The organism is Aliiroseovarius marinus, from assembly GCF_050881025.1.
GTDB classification, from domain to species: Bacteria; Pseudomonadota; Alphaproteobacteria; order Rhodobacterales; family Rhodobacteraceae; genus Aliiroseovarius; species Aliiroseovarius marinus_A.
In genome coordinates this window covers 548,053-572,048 of the sequence record NZ_JBNNXQ010000001.1, presented here as the reverse complement: position 1 = coordinate 572,048, position 23,996 = coordinate 548,053, and the positions used below count along the sequence as shown (strand labels likewise).

Annotated in this window: 17 protein-coding genes; 10 read left to right on the top strand and 7 right to left on the bottom strand. The window is 54.3% G+C overall.

Going from position 1 to position 23,996, the window contains the following annotated elements:
• Positions 1–125: 125 nt before the first annotated feature.
• A complete protein-coding gene (locus ACRY08_RS02695) occupies positions 126–761 on the bottom strand; it encodes a CAP domain-containing protein (RefSeq protein ID WP_432448304.1) in 636 nt (211 codons plus the stop codon).
• Positions 762–947: 186 nt separating this feature from the next.
• Here ACRY08_RS02695 and ACRY08_RS02690 point away from each other — a divergent pair, with 186 nt between their 5' ends.
• Both ACRY08_RS02690 and ACRY08_RS02685 read left to right on the top strand, forming a co-directional pair.
• Entirely contained in the window at positions 948–2,282 is a 1,335-nt protein-coding gene (locus ACRY08_RS02690; RefSeq protein WP_432448303.1) for a UDP-glucose dehydrogenase family protein, read from the top strand.
• 39 nt (positions 2,283–2,321) lie between these two features.
• Complete coding sequence (locus ACRY08_RS02685) at positions 2,322–2,957, top strand: sugar transferase (protein WP_432448302.1); 636 nt, start codon at positions 2,322–2,324, stop codon at positions 2,955–2,957.
• A 39-nt stretch (positions 2,958–2,996) separates the two neighbouring features.
• On the opposite strand, the gene ACRY08_RS02680 is transcribed toward ACRY08_RS02685, so the two are convergent.
• Positions 2,997–3,818: a DUF2793 domain-containing protein gene (locus tag ACRY08_RS02680; RefSeq protein ID WP_432448301.1), complete on the bottom strand. Its 822-nt coding sequence runs from the start codon at positions 3,816–3,818 to the stop codon at positions 2,997–2,999.
• A gap of 98 nt (positions 3,819–3,916) precedes the next feature.
• Positions 3,917–8,365 (bottom strand): hypothetical protein, encoded by a 4,449-nt coding sequence (locus tag ACRY08_RS02675; protein WP_432448300.1) that lies wholly within the window; start codon positions 8,363–8,365, stop codon positions 3,917–3,919.
• Positions 8,366–8,609: 244 nt separating this feature from the next.
• Here ACRY08_RS02675 and ACRY08_RS02670 point away from each other — a divergent pair, with 244 nt between their 5' ends.
• The gene (locus ACRY08_RS02670) at positions 8,610–10,322 is read left to right on the top strand and encodes a M10 family metallopeptidase C-terminal domain-containing protein (RefSeq protein ID WP_432448299.1); all 1,713 of its coding nucleotides are present in this window, start codon (positions 8,610–8,612) and stop codon (positions 10,320–10,322) included.
• A gap of 176 nt (positions 10,323–10,498) precedes the next feature.
• Positions 10,499–11,647 (top strand): UDP-galactopyranose mutase, encoded by a 1,149-nt coding sequence (gene glf, locus ACRY08_RS02665; protein WP_432448298.1) that lies wholly within the window; start codon positions 10,499–10,501, stop codon positions 11,645–11,647.
• A 28-nt stretch (positions 11,648–11,675) separates the two neighbouring features.
• Here the strand turns inward: glf and ACRY08_RS02660 are convergent, their stop codons facing one another.
• A complete protein-coding gene (locus ACRY08_RS02660) occupies positions 11,676–12,674 on the bottom strand; it encodes a glycosyltransferase (RefSeq protein WP_432448297.1) in 999 nt (332 codons plus the stop codon).
• 230 nt (positions 12,675–12,904) lie between these two features.
• On the opposite strand from ACRY08_RS02660, the gene ACRY08_RS02655 reads away from it, so the two are divergent.
• Complete coding sequence (locus ACRY08_RS02655; RefSeq protein ID WP_432448296.1) at positions 12,905–13,747, top strand: hypothetical protein; 843 nt, start codon at positions 12,905–12,907, stop codon at positions 13,745–13,747.
• Between the two features lie 30 nt (positions 13,748–13,777).
• On the opposite strand, the gene ACRY08_RS02650 is transcribed toward ACRY08_RS02655, so the two are convergent.
• A complete protein-coding gene (locus ACRY08_RS02650) occupies positions 13,778–15,676 on the bottom strand; it encodes a DUF4422 domain-containing protein (protein ID WP_432448295.1) in 1,899 nt (632 codons plus the stop codon).
• Positions 15,677–15,783: 107 nt separating this feature from the next.
• Positions 15,784–16,653, bottom strand: a complete 870-nt coding sequence (locus ACRY08_RS02645) for an ABC transporter permease (RefSeq protein ID WP_432448294.1) — start codon at positions 16,651–16,653, stop codon at positions 15,784–15,786.
• Positions 16,654–16,666: 13 nt separating this feature from the next.
• Between ACRY08_RS02645 and ACRY08_RS02640 the strand changes: the two genes are divergently transcribed.
• From ACRY08_RS02640 to pncB, 5 genes are all read left to right on the top strand, one after another.
• Positions 16,667–18,079 (top strand): hypothetical protein, encoded by a 1,413-nt coding sequence (locus tag ACRY08_RS02640; RefSeq protein ID WP_432448293.1) that lies wholly within the window; start codon positions 16,667–16,669, stop codon positions 18,077–18,079.
• 10 nt (positions 18,080–18,089) lie between these two features.
• Positions 18,090–18,743 carry an ABC transporter ATP-binding protein gene (locus tag ACRY08_RS02635; protein WP_432448292.1) on the top strand — a complete coding sequence of 218 codons (654 nt, stop codon included), beginning with the start codon at positions 18,090–18,092 and terminating at the stop codon, positions 18,741–18,743.
• Between the two features lie 292 nt (positions 18,744–19,035).
• Positions 19,036–20,007: a polysaccharide biosynthesis/export family protein gene (locus ACRY08_RS02630; RefSeq protein WP_432448291.1), complete on the top strand. Its 972-nt coding sequence runs from the start codon at positions 19,036–19,038 to the stop codon at positions 20,005–20,007.
• Between the two features lie 136 nt (positions 20,008–20,143).
• Positions 20,144–20,752, top strand: a complete 609-nt coding sequence (gene pncA / locus ACRY08_RS02625) for a bifunctional nicotinamidase/pyrazinamidase (RefSeq protein ID WP_432448290.1) — start codon at positions 20,144–20,146, stop codon at positions 20,750–20,752.
• On the top strand, positions 20,753–22,045 hold the full coding sequence (gene pncB, locus ACRY08_RS02620; RefSeq protein WP_432448289.1) for a nicotinate phosphoribosyltransferase: 1,293 nt from the start codon (positions 20,753–20,755) through the stop codon (positions 22,043–22,045).
• 8 nt (positions 22,046–22,053) lie between these two features.
• On the opposite strand, the gene ACRY08_RS02615 is transcribed toward pncB, so the two are convergent.
• The gene (locus tag ACRY08_RS02615) at positions 22,054–23,784 is read right to left on the bottom strand and encodes a DUF262 domain-containing protein (RefSeq protein WP_432448288.1); all 1,731 of its coding nucleotides are present in this window, start codon (positions 23,782–23,784) and stop codon (positions 22,054–22,056) included.
• Positions 23,785–23,996 lie beyond the last annotated feature (212 nt).

Here is a 23,996-nt window from a genome sequence, read left to right as displayed (position 1 = left end):
GCTTGGTTAGCGAGCCGTCCATGATTGTTTTGCACACACGCGGCTCTATTGGAAGTCTGTTTTTGGTTTCAAAGTGCTCACAAGAGAGATGAATCCTACCCTGTGGCAGCATTGCAATACCTGCCTTACCCCGCGAAGATATGGGTAAGGAAAACCTCACCACAATGCGCTGCTGCAGGCTGAATGGCGCCGCCTATACCGCTGTAAGATACGTTTCTTTTCAGAATATTCTTACGATGGCCGGGCGATTCCATCCACAAACGTGTCGCAAGGCGCGCAAGGCTTGCATAGCTGTGCTTGTTGATGCGCTGTCCCGAAGTTGTTGTGAAGTTACAGCTGCTGGCGGCGCGAATCATGAAGTGGCGGCCATGGATGTTGTAGACATTCATGACGCCAATGTTCTCTGCACCCGCGCGATATCGCATGCCCGATGCTTTCAGGCGCGCGTTCAGTGAACGATTTCCGCGTGTTGCCTTGTGGCTTAGGCGGCGGGCACTTGCCATCCATGCTGAATGGCGGGCGGCTTGTTTGCGCAGGCCAGCATTTGAAGCCAGCGGTGACAATCCGCGGCGGCACCGTTCGGCATTGATGTTTGCCAAGATGGCGCGTTCCAACAGGGCTTGGTTCAACCCCTTGTGAGATATGGATTTTTCGGACCCTGGCACATGTTTCACTGCGCAGGCAGCATGGGCTTGTCCCGCAAAGAGCGACACAGAAAGCGCAGCGGCGGCAAGAAGCGGCAAGCCAAATTTCTTTTTCATCACACATCTCCGACAGGTTATGACCTGTCATGCATCGCAGATTTACACGGCATTGCGGTGACGTGAATCTGGCATTTTTGGGACCAGGCTTTTCCGGCGGGATATCGCTTGTAGCGTTGACAGGAAAGGCCTGATGGCGCATCCCGGTTTGGTAAGAATAATGACAAATTTGGTGAGTGTGAGCAGATGAAAATTGCGATGATCGGAACGGGGTATGTCGGGCTGGTATCGGGCATTTGTTTTTCGGATTTTGGTCATGATGTCGTGTGTGTCGACAAGGACCCCTCGAAGATCGCGATGCTCGAACGTGGTGAGGTCCCGATTTATGAGCCGGGCCTTGAGGATTTGATGGCAAAAAACGTTGCCGCTGGCCGACTTTCCTTCACGCAGGAGTTGAAAGAGGCGTTGAAGGGCGCGGATGCGATTTTTATTGCAGTTGGAACGCCAACGCGTCGTGGAGACGGCCATGCGGACCTGACTTATGTATATTCAGCGGCTGAAGAGATTGCTGATTCGCTTGATCACTACGCGGTAATCGTAACCAAATCGACCGTTCCTGTGGGCACCAACCGTAAGGTGAAGCAGATCATTCACAAGGCTGCCCCAGAGCTTGAGTTTGATGTGGCTTCGAACCCGGAATTCCTGCGCGAGGGCGCGGCGATTGACGACTTCATGCGGCCCGACCGAGTGGTGGTTGGCGTGCAGACTGAACGGGCTGCAGATGTCATGGCAGAGATCTATCGCCCGCTTTTCCTGCGCGATTTCCCAATTGTGACCACCGATCTGGAAAGCGCCGAGATGATCAAATACGCGGCCAATGCATTCCTGGCCACCAAGATCACTTTTGTGAACGAGATCGCCGCGCTTTGTGAGCGTGTGGGTGCAGACGTGAAACAGGTGTCAAAAGGCATTGGGCTGGATGGCCGGATCGGCAACAAGTTCCTGCATGCGGGGCCGGGCTACGGCGGCAGTTGTTTCCCCAAGGACACGCGCGCGTTGGCACGGATCGGGCAGGAACATGGGATGCCGATGCAGATCACCGAGACGGTCATATCCGTCAATGACGAGGTTAAGCGGCGTATGATCGACAAGATTGTCGATCTTTGCGACGGTTCTGTTTCCGGCAAGACCATTGCGATGCTGGGCGTCACCTTCAAACCCAATACCGATGACATGCGGGATGCGCCTGCGCTGACCATTGTGCCTGCGTTGATCGGGGCAGGGGCCAAGCTGCGTGTGGTGGACCCGCAAGGGCGTTCTGAGGGGGAAGCGCTTTTACCGGGTGCACATTGGTTTGAAGATGCGTATAAGGCGGCGCAGAATGCGGACGCAGTGGTGATTTTGACCGAGTGGAACGAGTTCCGTGCTCTGGATCTGAAGCGGTTGGCAAAACGGATGGAGACCGCGCGAATGGCAGATTTGCGCAACATTTATTCTCCCAAAGATGCCAAGCGTGCCGGGTTCGAAGCTTACTGCGCCATTGGGCGCCGTGGTTTCGATAAAGATGGATGGGTTGGCTGACCCCCGGTAGGGGTTCGATTGGAACGGAACAGGCTGAGTTTGAAGCGCCTCTTTGACATCACGTTTGCACTTTTGCTTGCCGTACCGGTGATCCCGGTGCTGGCGGTGCTTTATGTTGTGGTGATTGTGAAGGATGGACGACCGTTCATTTATCGTTCCCGCCGCAGCGCCAGTTTTGACCGAGAATTTGACCTTCTGAAAGTGCGCACCATGCGCTCTGTTCCAGCGCATGAGAATGTGGGCATCACCGGCGGGCACAAAAAAAACCGCATCACGCCTCTGGGTCGCAGTATGCGCCGTTGGCGGCTGGATGAATTGCCACAAATCTGGAATGTGCTGAAGGGCGAGATGAGTTTCGTCGGGCCGCGTCCGCCTGATCCGAGATACGTCAAGAAATGTCCCGAGGTTTACAAAGTGGTGCTTCAGGAACGTCCGGGGATTACCGGGCTGGCATCTATTATTTTCCACGGTCATGAAGAGCGGATGCTGGCGAAATGCGCGTCGCAAAAAGAAAGCGAAGCGGTGTATATCCGTCGCTGCATTCCGCGCAAAGCGGAACTGGATGCGATTTATAGCCGCAATAAATCCATCCGGCTGGATATCTATGTCCTGTATCTTACCGCTGCAAAACTGATGCCTTTGCCCGGTCGTCGTGCGCGGCGTATGCGCGGCTAAGACGCGGCAGACGAGGGCCTGCCGCATCTTGTGATGTCTTCAGACGGCTGTGCCATCGGCCACTTTCAGCCAGGCTGTGCCATCGCAATAAGCAAGCTGGGCACCTCCGGACGCATCGGAAACAAACGCGATTGCGCCTGCGCCCTGTGTTGCGGCCGCAGGCAGGCTTGCTACTGTCACCGGGGTCAACCGCATGATGCCATCGACGTCGAGTTTCGCAGCAGGGGCTTTGCCAATGCCGACGTCACCAGTGGTCGAAGCGATCACCGTGTCATTCCACGCAGACCCGTCTGCACTGGTCTTGATCGAGAAATCATCGGTGCCAGCCAAGCCCATTTCAGCGCGACCCGACCAGTTGTTCTGGAACAGCAGCGACCCGGTGTCGCCGGTCGAGGCTTTGTTGACTTTCAGCTGATGTGAACTGCCATCATGGGTCAACAATGTTGCATCCGCTGAAACCGCCAGCCGGTTGGTGGCGTCGGCCGAGGTGTTCACGCCAACAAGGTCAATACCGTTGAGGTCTTGTGAAACAAGGATCCAGCTGCTGCCATCAAAGCGCATCTGTTCACCACTGGCCGTGACATCTGCGCGCCAACCTTCCAGCGGGGTGAAGAACTGCCAGCTGCCATTTTCCAGCAGGGCGATTTTGGTGTCTTCGCCGGCCCAGTCTCCGGTTGCGCCTGCCGCCACCAAATACCGGTCGCCATCGGTTGCTCCGGGCGGTGGGGCGGTGTCATCAGCGGTTTTCACTGACAATTGCACAAGGATATCAAGCAGCCGAAGCGCTTCGTTATGAGTGACGTGTTTCTGCGCCTGTGATGCCTGCAAAAGCGGCAGCGACAGCACTGTGGAATTGCTCATGGGGATCTCCGCAAATTTGAACCTCCCGTCCGAGTGATGCTGCCAATTGGTTAACACCGGGTCAGGGGAGCGTGCGTTGCGGGTGCGGCTTTGGCGCTTCAGTAGGTTTCGATATTGTCTTCCAGGTAGCTTAGTTTTTTCACCCCATCGATGACAAGCTTGTCGCCACCTCCAAAGTCGAAGTGAGCCTTGCCTCCCTTAATTTTTGCGTATTTCAGGATGTTCTTGACAGATTTCCAGCCCCCGCCCCACAAATCGCGATCCAGTCGGATGGTGTCCCATTTATGACTGAAAGCTTTGAAATGATCTCGGCCTGCATTGAAAACGAAGGTATCGCCGCCCTGCCCACCATAGAGCCGGTCATTCCCCGGGCCGCCATCCAGATAGTCCCTGCCTTTATAGCCGCGAAGGGTGTCATTGCCCGAACCGCCCCACAGGTAGTCATGCCCTCCGCCGCCATAAAGCGTATCGTGGCCGTTCCCGCCGTGCATGCGATCGTTTCCACCGAACCCTTTGAAAACGTTATTGGCCCAGTTGCCGGTGAAGACATCCCCGTACTTTGACCCCCAAAGAATCTCGATGCTGTAGAATTTGTCGCCAGACATGGATCCGCCCGCCGTGTTCAGTGCCAGATCGACAGTTGCGGCGCTTGAGCTGTAGCGCATATCAACGGTGTCACGGCCCGTGTCACCATAGTAACGGTCGCTTCCGAGACCGGCGATGAAGCGGTCATTGCCCATGCCGCCGTACAACACATCATCTCCTCCTCGACCGTTCAGAACGTCATGGCCATTTGCACCGCGAAATGTATCGTTTCCTGAAGAGCCGGTCAGGAGGTCTCTTTTGTTTGTGCCAATGAATTCTTCGATCGAAACAAATCTGTCGCGCAGGGCTGCCCCGGCATGCCAACCTTTCGACAGGTTGATCGTTACACCGTTGCTTTGCCCAAGATAGCTGACAGTGTCGAAACCGGTTCCTCCATCAAACAGGTCATTGCCGTTGCCCGAATAGAACAGGTCGTTCCCGTCTTCGCCGTAGGACACATCATTGCCATCCCCACCGCTTAGGATATCGTCGCCGTCTCCACCATTGAGCGTGTCTGTTCCGGCCTGACCAAAGAGGCTATCTGCGCCGTCGTCCCCCGTCAGTATGTCGCCGCCGTATCCACCGAACAATCGGTCGTTGCCCAGATCGCCATGCAGCGTGTCGTTTCCTCCCTCGCCATAAAGCCGATCAGCATCTGTAGAGCCGCGGATAATATCCAGTTGTTCCGACCCTCGGATAATCTCGATCGATACTATCTGATCTCCCGCAGTATCTCCGGCCCCGGTTCCGTTGGTAAAATCGACCACGACACCCCCGCTTATGGATGAGTAGTCCAGGGTATCGATGCCGTCGCCGCCGTTGAAAACGTCTGCACCGCTGCCGCCCACAAATGTGTCGTCACCCGAGCCACCGTGCAGATCGTCATCTCCGTCCCCGCCAAACAGCGAGTCATTGCCGTCACCGCCCAACAGCAGGTCCGCACCCAAACCGCCATAGAGCCGATCATTTCCGCGCCCACCTTCCAATCTGTTGTCTTGATCATCGCCACTCAGCAAATCGTTATAGTTGGAGCCGCGAACCCCTTCGATTTCTGACCAGCTGTCCCCCTGTGCCGCGCCCGAGCCGGTCCCAGACCAAAGCCAAACGTTGGCAGCGCTCTGGGCGGTCTCATAGCTGATCAGATCAAACCCGCTGCCACCCACAAGCTGGTCGTTGCCGCCGCCGCCGATCAGTACGTCATCCCCCTGACCACCCTCTAGATAGTTGTTGCTGGAATTGCCTGAAATCACGTCGTTGTGGTCAGAACCGACAACACGCTCAATAGAGTTGAACTGATCGCCCAGCGCTTCCCCGATTGTGCCGCCGGATTGCAGGCTCAATTCAACACCCTGAGCGGCCGCTGCGTAAGAGACTGTATCCATGCCGGTGCCGCCGAACATCACATCGGCTCCCACGCCCCCAATCAACACATCGTCGCCCGTGCCTCCATAAAGGGAATCATCACCCATATGGCCCTTCAGGACATCATTGCCCGCATTGCCCTGAAGGGTTTCGCTATCATCGGTTCCTCCGATGTTGTCATTCGCGTTTGACCCGCCAATTACCTCGATCGAATGGATCGTATCCCCAAGAGCGTTCCCGGTTCCAACGCCTGTTCTAAAGTCGATTGTGACACCTCCGCTAATACCGGAGTAATCAAGCGTGTCGGTACCTGCGCCACCGATGAATTGATCCGCGCCAGCGCCCCCAGACAGGACGTCATCCCCATTCCCACCGCGCAGGATGTCGTCACCATCATCTCCGTGAAGATGATCGTTTCCGTCGCCGCCTTCCAGCGTATCGTTCCCGTCCCCGCCATGAAGAGTGTCATTGCCGTTTTCGCCAAGCAGAGTGTCCTGGCCGCCCTGGCCATGCACGACGTCATGGCCGTCGCCGCCTTCGATCCTGTTGTTCCCGTGTTCCCCCTCCAAGACGTCACTGCCGTTCGAACCCCTGAGGTCTTCGATGTTGGCCCATGTGTCCCCACTGGCGCCTCCGGTCGCGGTTCCTGTCAGCAGTGACACGTGTACAGACTGTCCTTGATACGCGTAGCTCAAGGTGTCGATCCCTTGTCCACCATCAAGGTGATCCGCGCCCGCGCCACCATTCAGGACGTCATTTCCGTTGCCGCCGAAGAGCTGATTTGCACCGCCATTGCCCGTCAGATGGTCCGCGAATTGAGACCCTTGAACGTTCTCGATGGAATCATATTGATCGCCAAGGGCACCACCGTCACCTGCACCGGTGTTCAGATTGACGGTCACCCCGGTCGCGGCACTTGCATATGACACAGTGTCAATGCCCGCACCGCCATATAAAAGATCGCCACCCTCTGACCACAGTATCGTATCGTTTCCATCAAGGCCGTGCAGGATGTCACGCCCGTCGTCTCCGACCAGAACATCGTCTCCTGCGGTGCCTGAAAAAACGTCGGCGATTTGTTCGAACCCGTTCGGCGGTCTTTCCAACGTCAAGGTGCTGTTGGTGGTGAAATGAGAGGCGTTCAACGCGCCTCCGCCCGCGCGATAGATGTCGAGCGTTTCGTCGCGATATGTGATTTTCGCTCCCCACGACATCGACTGAATGTTCAGCTGATTGGCGTCATAAAGCATATGATAGCCGGACAGATCGAGCGTGTCCTGCGAGGGATTGAAGTCCGTAATCGTGTCCAGTTCGTCGTCGGCCACAAGGCAGAACCTATCTGCGCCGCTTCCTCCGGTCAGAGTGTCTTGGCCATCTCCGTCTTTCAGAATATCCGCGCCGTTGCCCCCCGACAGGGTGTCATTCCCCAACCCACCCAGCAGCATATCCTGCGAGGCGCCACCGGCCAGAGTGTCGCTGCCAATCCCCCCTTCAATGATCTGACCAAGACTGCCGGGGTCAATCGTGTAACTCGTTATTCCTGCTTCTGTTTCACTGGTCACATAGACGACAATCTGACCACCGATATTCACCATTTCCAACGCAGAGATGTTTTGCAGCGTCGTCGAATTGGTGTCCTCAATCGTGTCCAGCAACACCAAGGTGCCATCCGACAAGACGGTGAATAACGACAACCCGTCATCCGATCCCCCGGCGACGACATAGGCGCGGTCTCCAACGGTGATGGAGGCGATCTCGGTCACGTCAGAGAAACGGGTAAAGAGGTTGTCGATCACGTGGTCAACCGGCGTGAGCTTCCCATCTGAAGCAACTTCCAGAACGGTCAAGGAAGAGCTGCCGGCAGCCGCCGCGATCACAAAAGACGACCCTCCGACTTCTACCGTTGTGATCTTTGTTGGATTGCCCACTGGAAAGTAGTTTTCCGCGGCGAAATCGCTGACCAGTGTCGGTGTCCCATTGCTGTCCAGTGTGAAGCTTTGAATGCCGTCATGTAGCGAAGAAATGGCAATTAGAACTTCTGTGCCGCCAACATTGATGGTTTCAAAGTCCACGATGTCCGGCTCATCAATCGATGCGAACTGGCTATGATCACTTTCAAGGGTGAAAGTGTTCGATGCATCGACCGTGTAGTGCTTGAACCCTGTGCCTGTGGTGCTCGCGGCATAGATATGTGTTGTTCCATCAATCTGGGCCGCGTGGAAAGCGGACAGAAGCCCGACGCCACTTGGGCCCCATTGGTACTGCTCGACATTGCCCAGCCCCGCATTGCCTTGCGTGTCGAAGCCGGAAAGAAGCCAGTCATACTGGCCAAAGGCAAGCAGGGTTTCAGATCCATTGTGTTCGACAACTTCCAGCGTTGGCACTGGCGAGGCCACCGTGCCGCTGCTTGTCGCGATCTGTTCACGGAGGGTCAGGGTCCCGCCTGAGCCGATGGAAAACGCCATCACCCCGTCTGCAGAACCGCTCACCGTGTACAGATACGCTTGGCCACCCTGCCATGTGATCTGCACGTCCGTGATGCCGGACTCGTAGAGTATGCTGGCACCAGCAACGGTACCAGCGAAACTAAAACTGGCCACCCCGACCACCTCGATATTTCACCCACGCACAAATTGGCGCAGACCCAATATCGGGGCGCAGTTCTTAACAGCGATTTATGGAAACTAAGAAACGCGCAACTATTTGTTAGCAATTGATAATTAATGAAATGTTGATTTTCGAACCCATAGACTGACCGGGTCAGCGACCTAAAAATGCCTCATTTCCAGCTTAGCGTACTGACGTTGAGAATTGCGGCCCGATGAAGAATATGGAGTTGAGTAAATGCACAAGGCTGAAACTTTTTTCCAATGGGGAGCTCAGGCAAACAATGTCGTAACGAGCTATCAAGCCAAACCCTTTGGTGGCGACCAAGGTCTTGCCTATCATTTGACGTCGGGTTTCGCGGCCTACTTAAAAACACCTAAGAACGCCCATTTTGATCTCGAACCCGGGCGTGTCATTACCTTCAATGCCGACAAGCTTTCAAAATCAGGGAAGTGGTTTGCTTACAAAGCACTCGCCGCCTGGTCTGCCGTTTCAGGTATCAGCTTCAAGAAAGTGGCCTTTTCAAAATCTGACATTCGTTTCGACGATGCCCAGAAGGGGGCCTATAGCGTCAACTACTACAAAGGCAGCGAGATCGTTAAGGCGCATATCAATGTCTCGAAAGATTGGATTGCTGGGGATGCTTACAAGCTCGTCAGCTATGGCTATCAGACCTATCTACACGAATTGGGCCATGCATTGGGTCTGGGACACCCCGGCAATTACAATGGTCATGGCAGTTTTCATAAACACGCAAAATTTGCCGATGACAGCTGGCAATCCAGTGTCATGTCTTACTTTTCGCAAACGGAAAACCCAAACGTTGTTGGTTCGAAAGCGTATGTGGTGACGCCAATGTCGGCAGATATTCACGCGATTCAGAACCTCTATGGTGTCCCGAGTGGGGCCAAGAAAGTGAATGCCGGAAACACAATTTGGGGGGTGCATTCGAACGCAGCAGGTCCGGCCAAGCTTTTTTCGAAAACCAAATATGTGGGTGCCATGACCGTTTTTGATCAAGGTGGCATCGATGTTCTGAAGTTCACTCATACCCTGAAGGACCAGAAAATATCCCTGTCGCCGGGGAGCTTTTCCAATGTGCGTGGCAAATATAAAAATGTGAAAATCGAGAAAAAAACGATCATCGAGAATATCAAATCTGGTGCTGGAGATGATCAGTTGTTTGGAAACTGGGTCGCAAACAAAATCTGGGCGGGCAACGGAAATGACCTTGTTAGAAGCTGGAGGGGGAATGACATGGTCAATGGACTGGGGGGAAATGATCGGATTTTCGGGGGCGATGGGAATGATCGTCTCTATGGCGCGGATGGGAATGACTATCTTGTTGGGGATGGCGGTAGCGACAAAATCTATGGCGGTAACCATGCTGATACGGTCTATGGATCAACGGGGCATGACCTGATCTCGGGGGGGCGGGGCAACGATCACCTCTATGGCGGGGATCAGAACGATCAGCTTTATGGAAACACCGGAAGCGATTTCCTTATTGGTGGGAACGGAAACGATCAGCTTTATGGTGGCGATCATACGGACTTTCTATATGGCTCCGCTGGGAATGATGTTCTTGTTGGCGGAAATGGGAACGACAGGCTGTATGGCGGGGACCACGATGATCAGCTTGGTGGTTCTTCAGGCGATGATATTCTGAGCGGTGGAAGTGGTGCGGACCTGTTGACAGGCGGTCTTGGTGCGGATGTTTTTGAATTCACTGCAGGCAACGATACAATTGTCGACTTTAATAGATCTGAACGGGATACGATCAGAATTAAAGCGAGCCTTGTTGCCACAACAGATGCCGCTCAGTTCCTGATCGACAACGCGGAGATCGTGAATGGAAACGCGGTGATAACGCTGGACAATGGCGACAGTCTGACCGTGAATGGCGTAACGGGCTTAACCGCGCTTGCGGATGACATACAGTTTTTCTAGCGACTGCTCGATTTAGGACTATGGCCCGTGTATGATTTTTTGGTGCGCAGGGCCCTGCTCCCCTGATCCGACGACACCCATTTTGGGCCAGTTTGTCTGGCACGTGATCAATAGAATTTGCTTTGCTTCGGTGGATATGAAACAACCCCTCTGGATTTGAAATGGCGGAGTTGGCGATGAAAATTCTACTCGTAGGGGCGGGGCTGAGCGGCGCCGTGATTGGTCGCAAGCTTGCCGAAGCTGGTCATGATATCACTATTGTCGACAGCCGGTCTCATGTGGCGGGGAATTGCCATACCGAACGCGACGATGAAACGGGTGTCATGGTGCACGTCTATGGCCCGCATATCTTCCACACGGATGATGAAGAGGTCTGGACCTACGTCAACAGTTTCACCCCCTTCCTGCCTTACAAGAACCGGGTGAAAACGACGGCCAAGGGCACTGTGTTTTCGTTGCCGATCAATCTTCACACGATCAACCAGTTCTTCGGACGTGCAATGCGCCCGGAAGAGGCCCATGCGTTCATCACCAGTGAACAGGCCGACACCAGCATCAGCGACCCGCAAACCTTCGAAGAGCAGGCCATGCGGTTTGTCGGTAAAGACCTCTACGAGGCGTTCTTCAAAGGGTACACGATCAAACAATGGGGCATGCATCCATCTGAGCTGCCCGCAAGTATCCTCAAGCGGCTGCCTGTGCGTTTCAACTATGATGACAACTATTTCTTTCACAAGTTTCAGGGCATGCCAGAGCAGGGGTATACGGCACTGATCGAGGCGATTTTGGATCACCCTTCGATCACCGTTCATCTCGAAACGACCTTTTCTCGCGATCAGGCCGATGGGTATGACCACGTGTTCTATTCCGGGCCGCTAGATGGCTATTTCGACTATGAACTGGGTCGTTTGGGCTATCGCACCCTTGATTTCGAACGTTTTTCTCATGACGGGGATTATCAAGGCTGTGCGGTGATGAACTATGGCGAGGAGAGCGTGCCATACACCCGGATCACCGAACACAAGCATTTCAGCCCATGGGAAAGCCATGACCAGTCTGTGTGCTACCGCGAGTTCTCGCGTGAATGCGGGCCGGATGATATCCCTTACTACCCGATCCGCCAGGTAGATGAAAAAGCGCTGCTGGCAGAGTATGTCGCACTGGCAAAGCAGACTGCGCGTGTCAGTTTCGTTGGCCGGTTGGGCACCTATCGTTACCTCGATATGGATGTGACAATCCGCGAGGCTTTGGATGCTGCGGACGGTTTTCTGTCGGCCAGCTCAAATGGCGGCAAGGTTCCGGCGTTTTTTGTCGATCCGCTTTGACCTGACGGCGCGCGGCTTTTGCACCCTGCTAGCCAGCATCCCGGCCATTCATGATCTCAAGCACTTCGGCATGAGACCGTTTTGAACAGCGGCGCAGCCCGTCGCGGATGCCGATCTTGCGCAAGCGTTCGTATTTGTCCCTGTTGTCGCCATAGCGGTTCGCCACGCGTTTCCACTGGATCAGCAACAGGGGCAGAAGCGCCCAGAACATAATCCCTCCGGCGCGGCGGTACATCATCAGACCGTTGCGGTAGGCGTAGTAGACTTTCCACAGAGGGGTGTAGGTTTTCTTCTGTCCGGGCGTGAAGGTCGTGCAATCGTGCACAAACCGAAGGGCCGGGTCGAAGTTGATCTTGAACCCCTGCTTGCGCAGCCCCAGCGTATAGATCACGTCATCGCCGTAGATGAACAGACCGGGGTCAGGGTAGCCCGCGACCTCGACCATCTGGCGCGAGATGAACAGGCCAACAAAAGAGGTCAGGTCAATCGGGTGTGGCGTGGGTGCAGAGTAAGCATCATGGGGAATGTGATAGCCATCCCGTCCCTTCACAAGCGTGCGCAGGAAAATGCGCGGGTGCCAGAACGGGTTTTCTGACGGGCGGTTCATTTCGCAGATGCGGCCGTCCGGGTAATAGACCGCAGCAGCAACCGCGGTGTTTTCATCAGGCGCAGAAGTCACGAAGCTTTCGAACGCGCCAACCTCGGCCCAGGCGTCGTCATCCATCACCACTGCCCAGTCGGCATGATGATGCCCGAAGGCACGCCGCAGCCCTTTCTCAAATCCCCCGGCACCACCAAGGTTTCGGGTCGAGGTCATCACATCGACACGAGGGTCGGTTACGGTATCAAGCCATTCGGCCGTCCCATCGGTCGACGCGTTGTTGACCACCACAATCGTATCAAGCGCATGGGGGGCGTTTTCAAGCAAATGCGAAATCGTCAGCTTGAGTTTGGCAAGTCGGTTATATGTCACCACGACGGCGATGAGTTTTAGGCGGCTTGATAGGTCGTTGGTTTGACGTGTCAATGGGCTGCCCTTTATTTTGCCGCTTGGCCGAAATATCCGGACTATTCCCCATAGTTGCATGGCAATGTCAATGATTCCCACAATCCACCATGCCCCCTACAAGGGTGGGGTGTCCGTCGCGCCGGATATTTTTTTCTACCGGTGCCTCGCATCGGTTCGGGTGCAATTGATTTATTTGGTTTGAGTTGCTAACCGGACGCAAGAGATTGAAGAGGCGTGAGGATAACAAGGTGCAAGATTTGGATGAATGCATGGACAGGTTGATGGGGAAACTCCCGATCGAACCTAACAGCATGCTTGCCCATATCCACATTCCGAAGACTGCAGGTGTTGCCGTTCAATCGGTTTTGAAGGCGGAGTTTTCGCCCAACCTGCATCTTGCATGGGACAAGGCGCGCGAAGAATGGAAGCAGGCCAATAGCAAGGCCCCCTATGATGGTAAGTTCCTGACGGGGCACTTGGAATTTTCAGGGTTGTTCTATCCGGGACTTCCCCGCCCTCGGCCAATTTACTGTATCGCGGTCATCCGCGAACCGCTCAAGCGGGTGGTGTCCTTGTACAACTACAATCGCAGCAACATGCACCCGAGACACGCCAGTTTCGCCGAGAAGTTTGCATCCCTGGACGACTATGTGCTGACCTTTACCGGGGCGAAGCGGGCGGCGAACCGGCAAGTGAGATGGTTGTGTGGCAGGGTCAATGATCGTGACCTTCTGATGGCTAGGTTGAACAAGCACTATATCGGTGTGGCCACACAGGACCGCACTGATTGGTATCTGTCGCGTGTTGTCAGTGCGGTGAAGCAGGAGGACCGGACTATCGAGGTGCCGGTTGTGAACACGCTCAAACGAGTCGAGCACGGCACAGTGGTGACCGAAGCGGATATCAGTCCCGTCGTTTTGGAGAAGTTCCGCAACGCCAACCAGCTGGATTTGGAGCTATACGATACGATCATGGAGCAGCAGGAGAAGTTGGGGGCCTATCCGAATACCCCCCGGGCCGCGCAACCTCCGACGCTTCAGGACAAGGCAAAATACCACCTGCGCCGTGTGATCAATTCGCTGCGGTCGTGAGGCCGTAGACTTGGCGAGCGCTCTGTCTGGTCAGCGCAGCATATCGACCAGTTTTCTGACCAAATTATGTGGCAGATAGCCCCGCACGCGTTTGGGCAGGCGTTGATAGACCATGCGCAGGGATCGGTAGAGCGTCATCTTCGGCTGATTGAAAGAGGCGCGCCCCAACAGATCTTTTGGATGGGGGAAAAGCTGAATCAGGTGTTTGCGCTTTAGCTGGATAATCAGGATTTCGTAGTATGGGGTGTGACGGGCATGCTCCCAGAACACCCAGCTCAGCGGGTGAACCGTGTTGTGCCACGGTTTGGCAATACCGGCGAAATGGGCAATCTTGGGTGACTGGCGGCCCGCATTCAGCTCGGCGAGATGTTCTGCGCCGAGTGCTGTCATTAGGTCGTCTGCAACGTGATATACATTCCACTCTTGCCCGATTTTCACCGCATCGCGGGCGAGGTGTTTGTTCAGAACATCCTGATCCAGGAACCAGTATTTGTTCTTCTGGATGTCGTCGACTAGGATGCGCGACATGTTCCGTTTGCGCAGTTCGTCAAGGTTCATCAACAAGGTGCCAGCTTGGAAGTACTGGTTTTCGATGCCGTCCAGACCCAAGACGTTCGCGGCATAAGTCTTGGCTGGAATTGTCCCCGTGGCAATGTCGCTGGGTGTGCCGCTTTCCTGAAATCCAACATTGATGAAGTCTGTCGCAGCAGCGATTGGCGCGTTTCCGAGTTCGGTCTCCCACAGCTCGATGATATCTTCGACCGCAGTCATGTCTGCGTCCAGATACAGGATCTTCTTATGATTGGGCAGCAGGTCTGGCAGGATCAGACGATAAAAGGTTTCTTTGGAGAATGGCGGGCGTAGATAGACGTTTGAAAACGCATGCGCCATTGAAAGAACTTGAACATTTACAAGCGGATATCGTTTTGCGTAACGACGGAAGTGGTCGATATCCTGTGCGGATAGGCCGCCTTCGAGCAGGATGATGTTGATGCCGTAGTCGCGTTTGCGATTGCGGATGACCGATGCCACAAGAACGTGGCAATAGGGCGCGAAATTGGCATCCGTGGCGACCGCCAGCTGCATGGTCTGTTCGACGTCGTCAAATTCGAAAAACTCCGGGATCGGCTCTAACGGGTCAGTGTTCTCGATGAAACACAGAGGAACCTCCAGAACACGGGTCTCCGGGTGCATTTCGCGATAGCGCCGCAGGTAGACGTTGAAGAGACGCTCGGACAGATATCCGAAAACACGTGCGGCTTGCTGGTCGCGCGCACTGGCATCGATCCGCTTCTCTGCTTTGAACAAGATGTCAAAAAGCCAGCTGCTGTAGTCGTCAAAAATGTCTTTGCGCAGCAGGAACGTGTTGGTCTGATAAAAAACCGTTCCGTCAAACTCAGCCTTGCAGGCGTTTACGTACTCAGGGTGATCGCTTGCGATAATCTCTTCCACAAGGTCCAGATCCGAACCGATGTGATGTTCGGATTTTGCGTATTGTTCGCGCGTAGATCTGAAGCCGATATTGCTGACGTCAAAGGGGATTGGAAGAACGATGTCATATTCGGCCACGCAGCGTTCGATTTGGTCTGTTGATTGGCCGATGTCATCGATGAAGCCGTAGAAGAACCCGGGCAGCCGTGTCCCGTGGATGGACAATGTGTCCTTGTTTGTATCCGGGTTGATTTGCAGAAATCGGCGGTAGTGTTGCAGGCCCACATGTGAGGATGTGGTGTCGTTCTTCCACGCCCAATACTGGGCTGTCAGCTCGCAGAAATATGGGTTCTTTTCTGAAATATGATCGCCTTCATCATCTCGTTGCATGGGCAAGACATGATCGGACGCTGCAGCGCCAACATGGATGGGTCGCACTGAATCGTTCTCAAGAATATGAGAGGCTTTGTGGTAGGCAGTGTAAAGCGTGGCGGTCATGTATGGGTCTTTCAGGGGCGGCAAACGCGCTTTAGTTAGAGTATGCCCCCTTGATAGGCAAGGATTGGCCTATGGTGGCGACGTGCCAATCAGCTTGCGTCGCCTGTTTATTTGAACATGATGTCGTTGTAGTAGCGCTTGAGAAGTACGAGCCCCAAGGCCGTAAACGTGATCGACAGCCCGAAGACATAAATATACGAAATATACGTGGGTTCATACGTGGCAAAGACACCCATTCGCATCTGGCCAATCACGTGCACCACAGGATTGTACCACAAAATGTCTTGCGCGTTTTGAGGTAGGTCTTCAAAATTGTAGAGCACGCCAGATATCAAAAATAGCGGGCGCGTCAGGATGCCCCAAAGCTGTTTCCAAACAGGAACGCGCCAGAACAAAAAGCAGTTCATCATTCCGAAACCCAATGCCAGCGAAACAGCCATCATGAATGCCAGGGCCATTTGCGGGACGTTCAGAAAGACAAAGGATGGGCTGATGATCACCATGCCGCCAATCAGAACGAAACTGATGACGAAATGGGTCAGGCTATTCAGTGTGATCCGGGCAATGATCGCATCCACAAAGGTGACCCTTGGGTAGCCCAGCAATGCCTTGGAAAACTTGATTGATGCCGCCGTTTTGTTGCTTGTTTGCGTGAACAGCTGCATCGGCAGCATGCCTGTTGCGTAGTAAAGCGCGAAGCTATCCCCAATAGAGGGTGAACGCAGGGCAAGCGAGAAGATAACGGTCAGGAAGGCGATGCCACCAATGGGTTCCGCGAGCGCCCAGAAGTAGCCCATAGATGAACGTCCATAAGTCGAACTCATCTCACGCAGCATGAGTGCGACGATTGCGCGACCCATCTTAAATCGTGTCGGGTCCTGTGGTGTAGCTGCTACCATATTCTCAATATCGAGTTGATTCGTTTCGTCAGGTGTCCGATAAGTGCCCCAAAGCACTCGTTTTGCAAAGTGTTTCAACTTGGATACACAAATGAATACAGCAGTTAAAGCTTCCGTTGAGGAAAAGCGGCCAGACGCCGATGACGCCGCCAAGGACGCCAAAGCCGAGGCGAAGGCGCTGGATGACGAACTGGATGATGATGGATGGGGAGATGCCCCTATCAAGAAAGACAAACAGACCGCATCCGCTCAGCCAGAAGCAACCGCTGATCAGAACACGTCCGAGCAATCGGCTGATAATTCAAAGCAGGACGTAACTGAGCCGCAAACGGAGCCAGCCAAGCAACAAGAGCCTGCTCAGAAACCGGATGAGAAGCCACTCCCTCAGCCCGCTGGACCAGCTAGGCTGCGCAAGCGTCACGGCCTTGTAAAAAAGACATTTATTGGCGCCGTTGTGGTGCCCGTTCTATTGGCGACCGCTTACCTTACGCTGATTGCCAAAGATCAATATGCGTCTCATCTTGGCTTTTTCGTTCGCGCTGAAGATCAAGCTTCTCCTGTCGAGATGCTCGGGGGCATTGCACAATTGTCGGGGTCCTCAAGCGGTTCTGACACCGATGTTCTGTTCGAGTTCATCCAAAGCCAGAGGATTGTGCGCCTGGTGGATGAGGCGCTTGATCTGAAGGCTATGTACCATATGCCAAGTGACCCGATATTTGGCGTTAAACAAGATGCCACCATCGAGGAACTACAGTCGTTCTGGAAGCGGGTTGTTAAGGTGTTTTACGACAGTGGGGCTGGGCTGATTGAAGTCCGCGTCACAGCATTTCGCCCTGAAGATGCGAAAGCGGTTGCTGATCAGATTTACGACGAAAGCTCTCGCATGATCAATGATCTGACGGCAATTGCCAGAAATGATGCGACGAGCTATGCGCGTGCAGAGCTGGATGCAGCATTGGAGCGATTGCGCGAGGCGCGCACGGCCATTCAAACATTCCGTCTGAGGACACAGATCATTGACCCTGAAGCCGACATTCTCGGGCGCATGGGGCTTTTGAATTCACTTCAGACGCAATTGGCATCAGCGCAAATCGAACTTGATTTGTATACGCAGACCGCGCGCGCAGGTGATCCGCGTTTGGTTCAGGCGCGTCGTCGCGTTGAAGTGATCGAGCAGCGCTTGGCCGACGAGCGTGAACGGTTCAGTTCAGAAGAGGGCACGATCAGTGGCGCCTACGCAGATTTGATCGGTGAATATGAACGTCTTTCGGTAGACCGGAAGTTTGCGGAAACCACTTACCTATCAGCCTTGGCCAATCTTGACGCAGCAACAGCAGAGGCGTCGCGTAAGTCGCGGTATCTTGCGGCCTATATCGAGCCAACTCTCGCTGAATCAGCACAGCACCCTCAGCGGCTCATTATCATCGGAACCATTGCGGTTTTCTTGCTCGGGCTTTGGGTTGTGGCGACGATGATCTACTATTCTGTACGCGACAGGCGCTAACGAGGTCGCGATGATCAGGATAAGGAACCTGCGCAAAGCCTACTATTTGAACGGGCAGACAAATGTTGTCGCTGACAATATCAGTATCGATTTTGAGTCAGGAAAGGTCATTGGCCTGCTGGGCGGCAACGGTGCGGGAAAATCCAGCCTTCTTCGCATGGTTGCAGGTGTTATGGCGAAGGACAGCGGCACGATAGATATTTCGGGTACAGTAAGTTGGCCGATTGGATTTTCGGGCAGTTTCCACCCGGATCTTACAGGTGCGCAAAACACCAAGTTTCTAGCACGTATTTATGGTGTGGATACGGATGAGCTGCGCGCCTATGTCGAGGAGTTTGCCGAACTTGGGCAGCGTTTTTATCTGCCTATTCGAACCTACTCATCAGGTATGCGTTCGCGCCTGGCCTTTGGTGTGTCTATGGGGATCAAGTTCGATACCTACCTGGTCGATGAGGTTACGTCAGTCGGCGATGCGCGGTTTCGCAAGAAAAGCATGCGTGTTTTCACGGACCGGATGCAGTCCAGCGGTGCGCTTTTGGTGACGCATAATTTGAACGTGATCCAACGGGTGTGTGACCAGGCCTGTATATTGCACAAGGGCAAGATCATGCATTTCAAGGATGTTGGTGAGGCGGTCGAGAAGCACCGGGAAATGAGCGCGTAGTTAACTTGAAGTCTTCGGCAAAGCGCTGCTGGTTGTGTTCTGGGTGGCGCACATGTCAAAATATGCGATACCCACCTTGTTAAATTTGGCTTTCCCCCCTATGGTCCACGGCGATTTGTAGACTGTTTAGCGTCAATGGATCTGGCACATTGGGGGTGCGTATATGCGCTTGATTTTGGTTGTTATTTCGCTCTTGGCCGTGGGTGCATGCGGTGCGCCTCGCGGGGCCGCTTTTCAATCTGAGGTCGTTGGAAGTGAAAACACGACGCATTCAGATCTTGCTGTCTATCGTGTGACACGCGAAAGCTTGCCGAAATTCTCCAAGTGGCCAGCGGCGGACAGCAAGAAAAGCTATTCTTGGCCCGGCAAGGGTGCAGTCGGATCAGACAAGCCCATTCGCGCTTTTGATCGTGTGAATATCACGGTTTGGGACAGTGAAGAGGACAGCCTTTTGTCTTCTCCCTCGCAGAAGACTGTAAGCATGCAGGACATGCAGGTGTCTGCGGGCGGAACCATTTTCCTGCCGTTTGTGGGTACCGTTCACATTGCCGGTTTGTCGCAGCCTTCAGCGCGTGCACGTATCCAGCGTAAATATGAAGAGGTCATTCCTTCGGCTCAGGTTCAGCTTGGGGTGCAGCAAGGTGTTCGTGGTGCCGTATCGGTTGTGGCGGGTGTTTCAAACCCTGGCCCGATCCCGCTTGAGGATCCGAACATGACCGTCCTGAACGCGATCGCCACGTCCGGAGGCCCGCAGCAAAATCTCAAGAACCCGCAAGTTAAGCTGATCCGTGGTGGCCGTACTTATATGCGGTCGCTTGATCATGTGATGAGCCGTTCTTCAGCAGATGTTGCCCTGCGTCCCGGTGACAAGATCGCCTTGGTTTCAGACAGCCGTTATTTCCGCTCGCTTGGGGCCGCGAGCAAAGAAGCCATTGTGCCTTTCTCGCGGTCAGAGATCTCTGCCCTTGATGCCATGTCGATGATCGGTGGGTTGACCGACGGACGCGCAAATCCCAAAGGTATCCTAGTGCTTCGCAACTATTCGTCGAAAGCCGTGCGCAATGACGGCAATGGCCCCGAAAACGAGCGTACAGTTTTCGTGATCGACCTGACGACGGCTGATGGCTTGTTCAGCGCGGGTAAGTTTGAGGTGCAGGATCGCGACACTGTTCTTGTCACCGAAAGCTCAATTGCTTCGGCGGGCGTTTTGTTGGGCGTTTTGCGCCAGTTGACGGGGATCACCTACGATATCAGTCGACTTTGATCTGACAGATACTATGAAAAACCAAACGGGGCGCATCACTGGGTGCGCCCTTTTCGTGTCCGGTGCTTGCCTCTGACAGCAACAACTTGACCCGGTCCCCTGTGCTGCCTACCCATGTAGTTTCAGGAGGATTGCCATGCGCCCAATAGATGAAGCCCTGATCGTTATCGATGTGCAGAATGACTTCTGCCCGGGCGGAGCGCTTGCCGTCGCCGATGGCGACCAGATCGTGCCGCTGATCAACGCCATGCTGCCTGAGTTCGCTGTTGGGGTGCTCACGCAGGACTGGCACCCGGCGGGCCATTCGTCTTTCGCGACCTCCCACGACGGCAAAGCCCCGTTTGAGATGACCGAAATGCCCTATGGCCCCCAAGTCCTTTGGCCCGACCACTGCGTGCAGGGCACCGAAGGCGCGGCCTTCCACCCTGACCTCTTGACTGACCCCGCCGACCTTGTGATCCGCAAAGGTTTCCGCCCGCAGATCGACAGCTACTCGGCATTTTTCGAGAACGACCAGACCACGCCGACTGGGCTGGAGGGCTACCTGCGTAGCCGTGGCGTCACCAAGTTGACCCTAGTCGGCCTCGCCACTGATTTCTGCGTCGCCTACTCGGCCATCGACGGCGCCAAACTGGGTTTCGACGTCACCGTGCTGGAACACGCTTGCCGGGCCATCGGCCTTGACGGCTCGCTTGCCACAGCGCGTGACAACATGCGCGCCGCAGGCGTCACGCTGGAGGCGTAAATGGTCGATATTGCCACCCGCGTCTACAATCACAGCTTCAAGATCGACCCGATCGTCCGCTCGCTGATCGACACCGATTTCTACAAGCTGCTCATGTGTCAGTCGGTCTTCCGCAACAAACCCGACGCGCAGGTCACCTTCAGCCTGATCAACCGCTCAAAACACGTGCCCCTTGCTGACCTCATCGACGAAGGTGAACTGCGTGAGCAACTCGATCATATCCGCTCGCTATCGCTGTCGCGTGGCGAAAGCACATGGCTGCGCGGTAACACCTTCTATGGCAAACGCCAGATGTTCCGCCCCGACTTCATGGAGTGGTTCGAGAACATGCGCCTCCCCGCCTACCACCTCGAACGCGTGGGCGACCAATACGAACTCACCTTCGAAGGCTCCTGGCCCGAGGTTATGCTGTGGGAAATCCCCGCGCTCTCCGTCCTCATGGAACTCCGCTCCCGCGCCGTCCTGCGCGGCATGGGCAAGTTCGAACTGCAAGTCCTCTACGCCCGCGCCATGACCCGCGCGTGGGAGAAGATTTCCGGGCTCCGCACCCTCGACACCCTCCGCCTTGCAGATTTCGGCACCCGCCGCCGCCACTCCTATCTCTGGCAGGACTGGTGCGTGCAAGCGGCGATGGAGGGGTTGGGCGGCAGCTTCGTCGGCACCTCGAACTGCCACATCGCCATGAAACGTGACATCGAGGCGATCGGCACCAACGCCCACGAACTCCCCATGGTCTACGCGGCCTTGGCCCAAGACGACGCCGAACTCGCCCAAGCCCCCTATGACGTGCTCGCTGACTGGCAACAGGAGCACGACGGCAACCTGCGCATCATCCTGCCCGACACCTATGGCACCGAAGGCTTCCTTCAGAACGCCCCTGATTGGCTGGCCGGTTGGACCGGCATCCGCATCGACAGCGGAGACCCCGCGACGGGCGCCGAGACCGCCATCAACTGGTGGAAATCCCGCGGCGAGGATCCCACCCAGAAAATGGTTATCTTCTCGGACGGTCTGGACACCGACAAAATCATCGAACTGCACCAGCAATTCGCGGGTCGAGTGCGCACCAGCTTTGGATGGGGTACGCTCCTGACCAACGATTTCCGAGACCTCGTGCCGGACAACGCCCTCGCCCCGTTCTCGCTGGTCTGTAAGGCCGTGAAAGCAAACGGGAGGGCGACGGTGAAACTGTCCGACAACCCCAACAAGGCGATGGGTCCGGAGGACGAGATTGCGCGCTGTAAGCGGGTGTTTGGCGTCGGCGAGCAGGTGGGGATGGAGGTGGTGGTTTAAGCTTGGAACTAAGAAAGTTGAGCTACGCGCCAGATACCTGTAGCCATTTTAGCCATAGAAGATTGCCGATCATTAATAGCATCTATATCCCAAGTTTGGTAGCTTGCCGCTAACTTCGAAGTTGTCAGAATCTTACTTTTTGCAAGCTCAGGGCGTTTATCATTGTAGGATTTGTTGCCGATAGATCGGTTTGTTTGTTCCTCTAGAAGCGTCATGTTCCCGATCCTGTAGACTTCCGCTGCTGCCGTCGCGTCGTCAAATTCGGGCCAGTTCTTATCTGGGTTTTCAGGAAGAATATGCTCTACGCTGATTGCGGGAGGCGGCCAAGAGAATGCCGTTTGAGTTTCTTGGGCTTGGATCTTTGCGAGCAAATAGCGGACAATCTGCTTATTTCGACTGTTTGTCGTGTCAAATGTTTTGGTTTCAAAACTAGCCTTAAAAACTTGATCACTTGGATAAACAGAACGAAGTTCGCTTAGTACTTCGTTTGAATTTATTAGGTCCCCTTTTGATATTGCGATTGCGACGCGCGAATAGGTCCGTTCTTGTTCCGCTGCCTGTAGATTGCTGATAACATTGTAGCGCATTGTGATGTTCACAATGCCTTTGAGTATCTGACTAAAGCCGTTCGGGATGCGATCTTGAGCCGCCATCAAAAGCGCGAAGGGTTGACGTACACTGAACATTTTCAAAAGCTTGGCGTTGTCTTTGTCTTCGCCAGTCCACGCTGATTGATCTGGTTGGCTCAGGGAAAGATAAGTTTCCATCCCATCTTCAAGACCCGAAATCAGTTCGAAAGCTTGTTTTCTGTCGTCGATACTTCTCTTAATTACTTTGAAGAGTTCTGATTGGCGAACAAATGAGCGACGCGCTCCCCAATAGGTGCGCAAGTATGACGTAATGTTCTCCGATTGAAGTCGCTCCAGAATATTTGACCATCTTTGTTCGACCCTATCCATTTCCTCGTCGTGCTTCTTAGGGTCAGCGTCCCTACTGATTACTGAGAACAGGTAGTTCTTAAGCAGGTCAGGTGCAGCAAGCTTCACTCCTCTTGCGTTTAGAGTCTCGAATACTTTGTATGCGTTTAGCTCATCATCAACAGTAATAACCGTGAAAAACAAACCCCGACTCAGCGTGTCCACGAACTGGGCGATCACTTCGCCGTGTTCGTCTTCAGGTCTTCCAGTTGCTCTGACGTGTTCCGCAAATTTCTTCGAAAACCAATCTGTAGCCTTTCGCATTGAATGCTCAGACGCTTTGAAACCACGCGACGGCATTGTGCGCAACGTTGTCAAATAGGTTTGGTAGTAGTGATCGTTGTTTCGATTCAAAGTGAGTTTAGAATTAACCTCCAGCGAAACCGTGTCAATTTGTCCTATGTAGGTTCTCCGCAGTTCCTCAAGTCTTTGTTCGTTTTTGAGTTCATCATACCCGGAAGCCTTTAATTCTTTGAGCTTCCGCATCGCCGAAAGAACCAAAAGGGAGAGGGTGGTCATTCGTTGCTGCCCATCAATGATGTCCAACACATCTCCCTTTTTGGGTTGCAAGACCAAATAGCCCATATAGTGAGATCCACCATCTGGTTCTTCCATCAAATCAAGAACGTCAGACCAGAGGTCATCCCATTGCTCTTCTTTCCAGCTATAGTCTCTTTGAAATCTTGGGATCTGTAATGTACCGCCTCCAGCGAGCAACTGCCGATATGTATTGTTGTCTGTACTAAATGTCTTTGTCGCCATAAGTGCCTCTCGATCTACCGAACAACATCCACTTAAATTAGATTAGCTGCAATAGATTCAGCCTCAAACCCTTTAAACCCCAACCCAAAACGCCGTAGAACTTTCAACTTCCCGGCCTGTCCCGCGTTAAAAGGTTTAAACATTTCCGCTTGTCACGCGGCCCATCCTCTCCCGAGGAAATTCCGGGCGGCGGTGACGGCTTTTTGGGTATA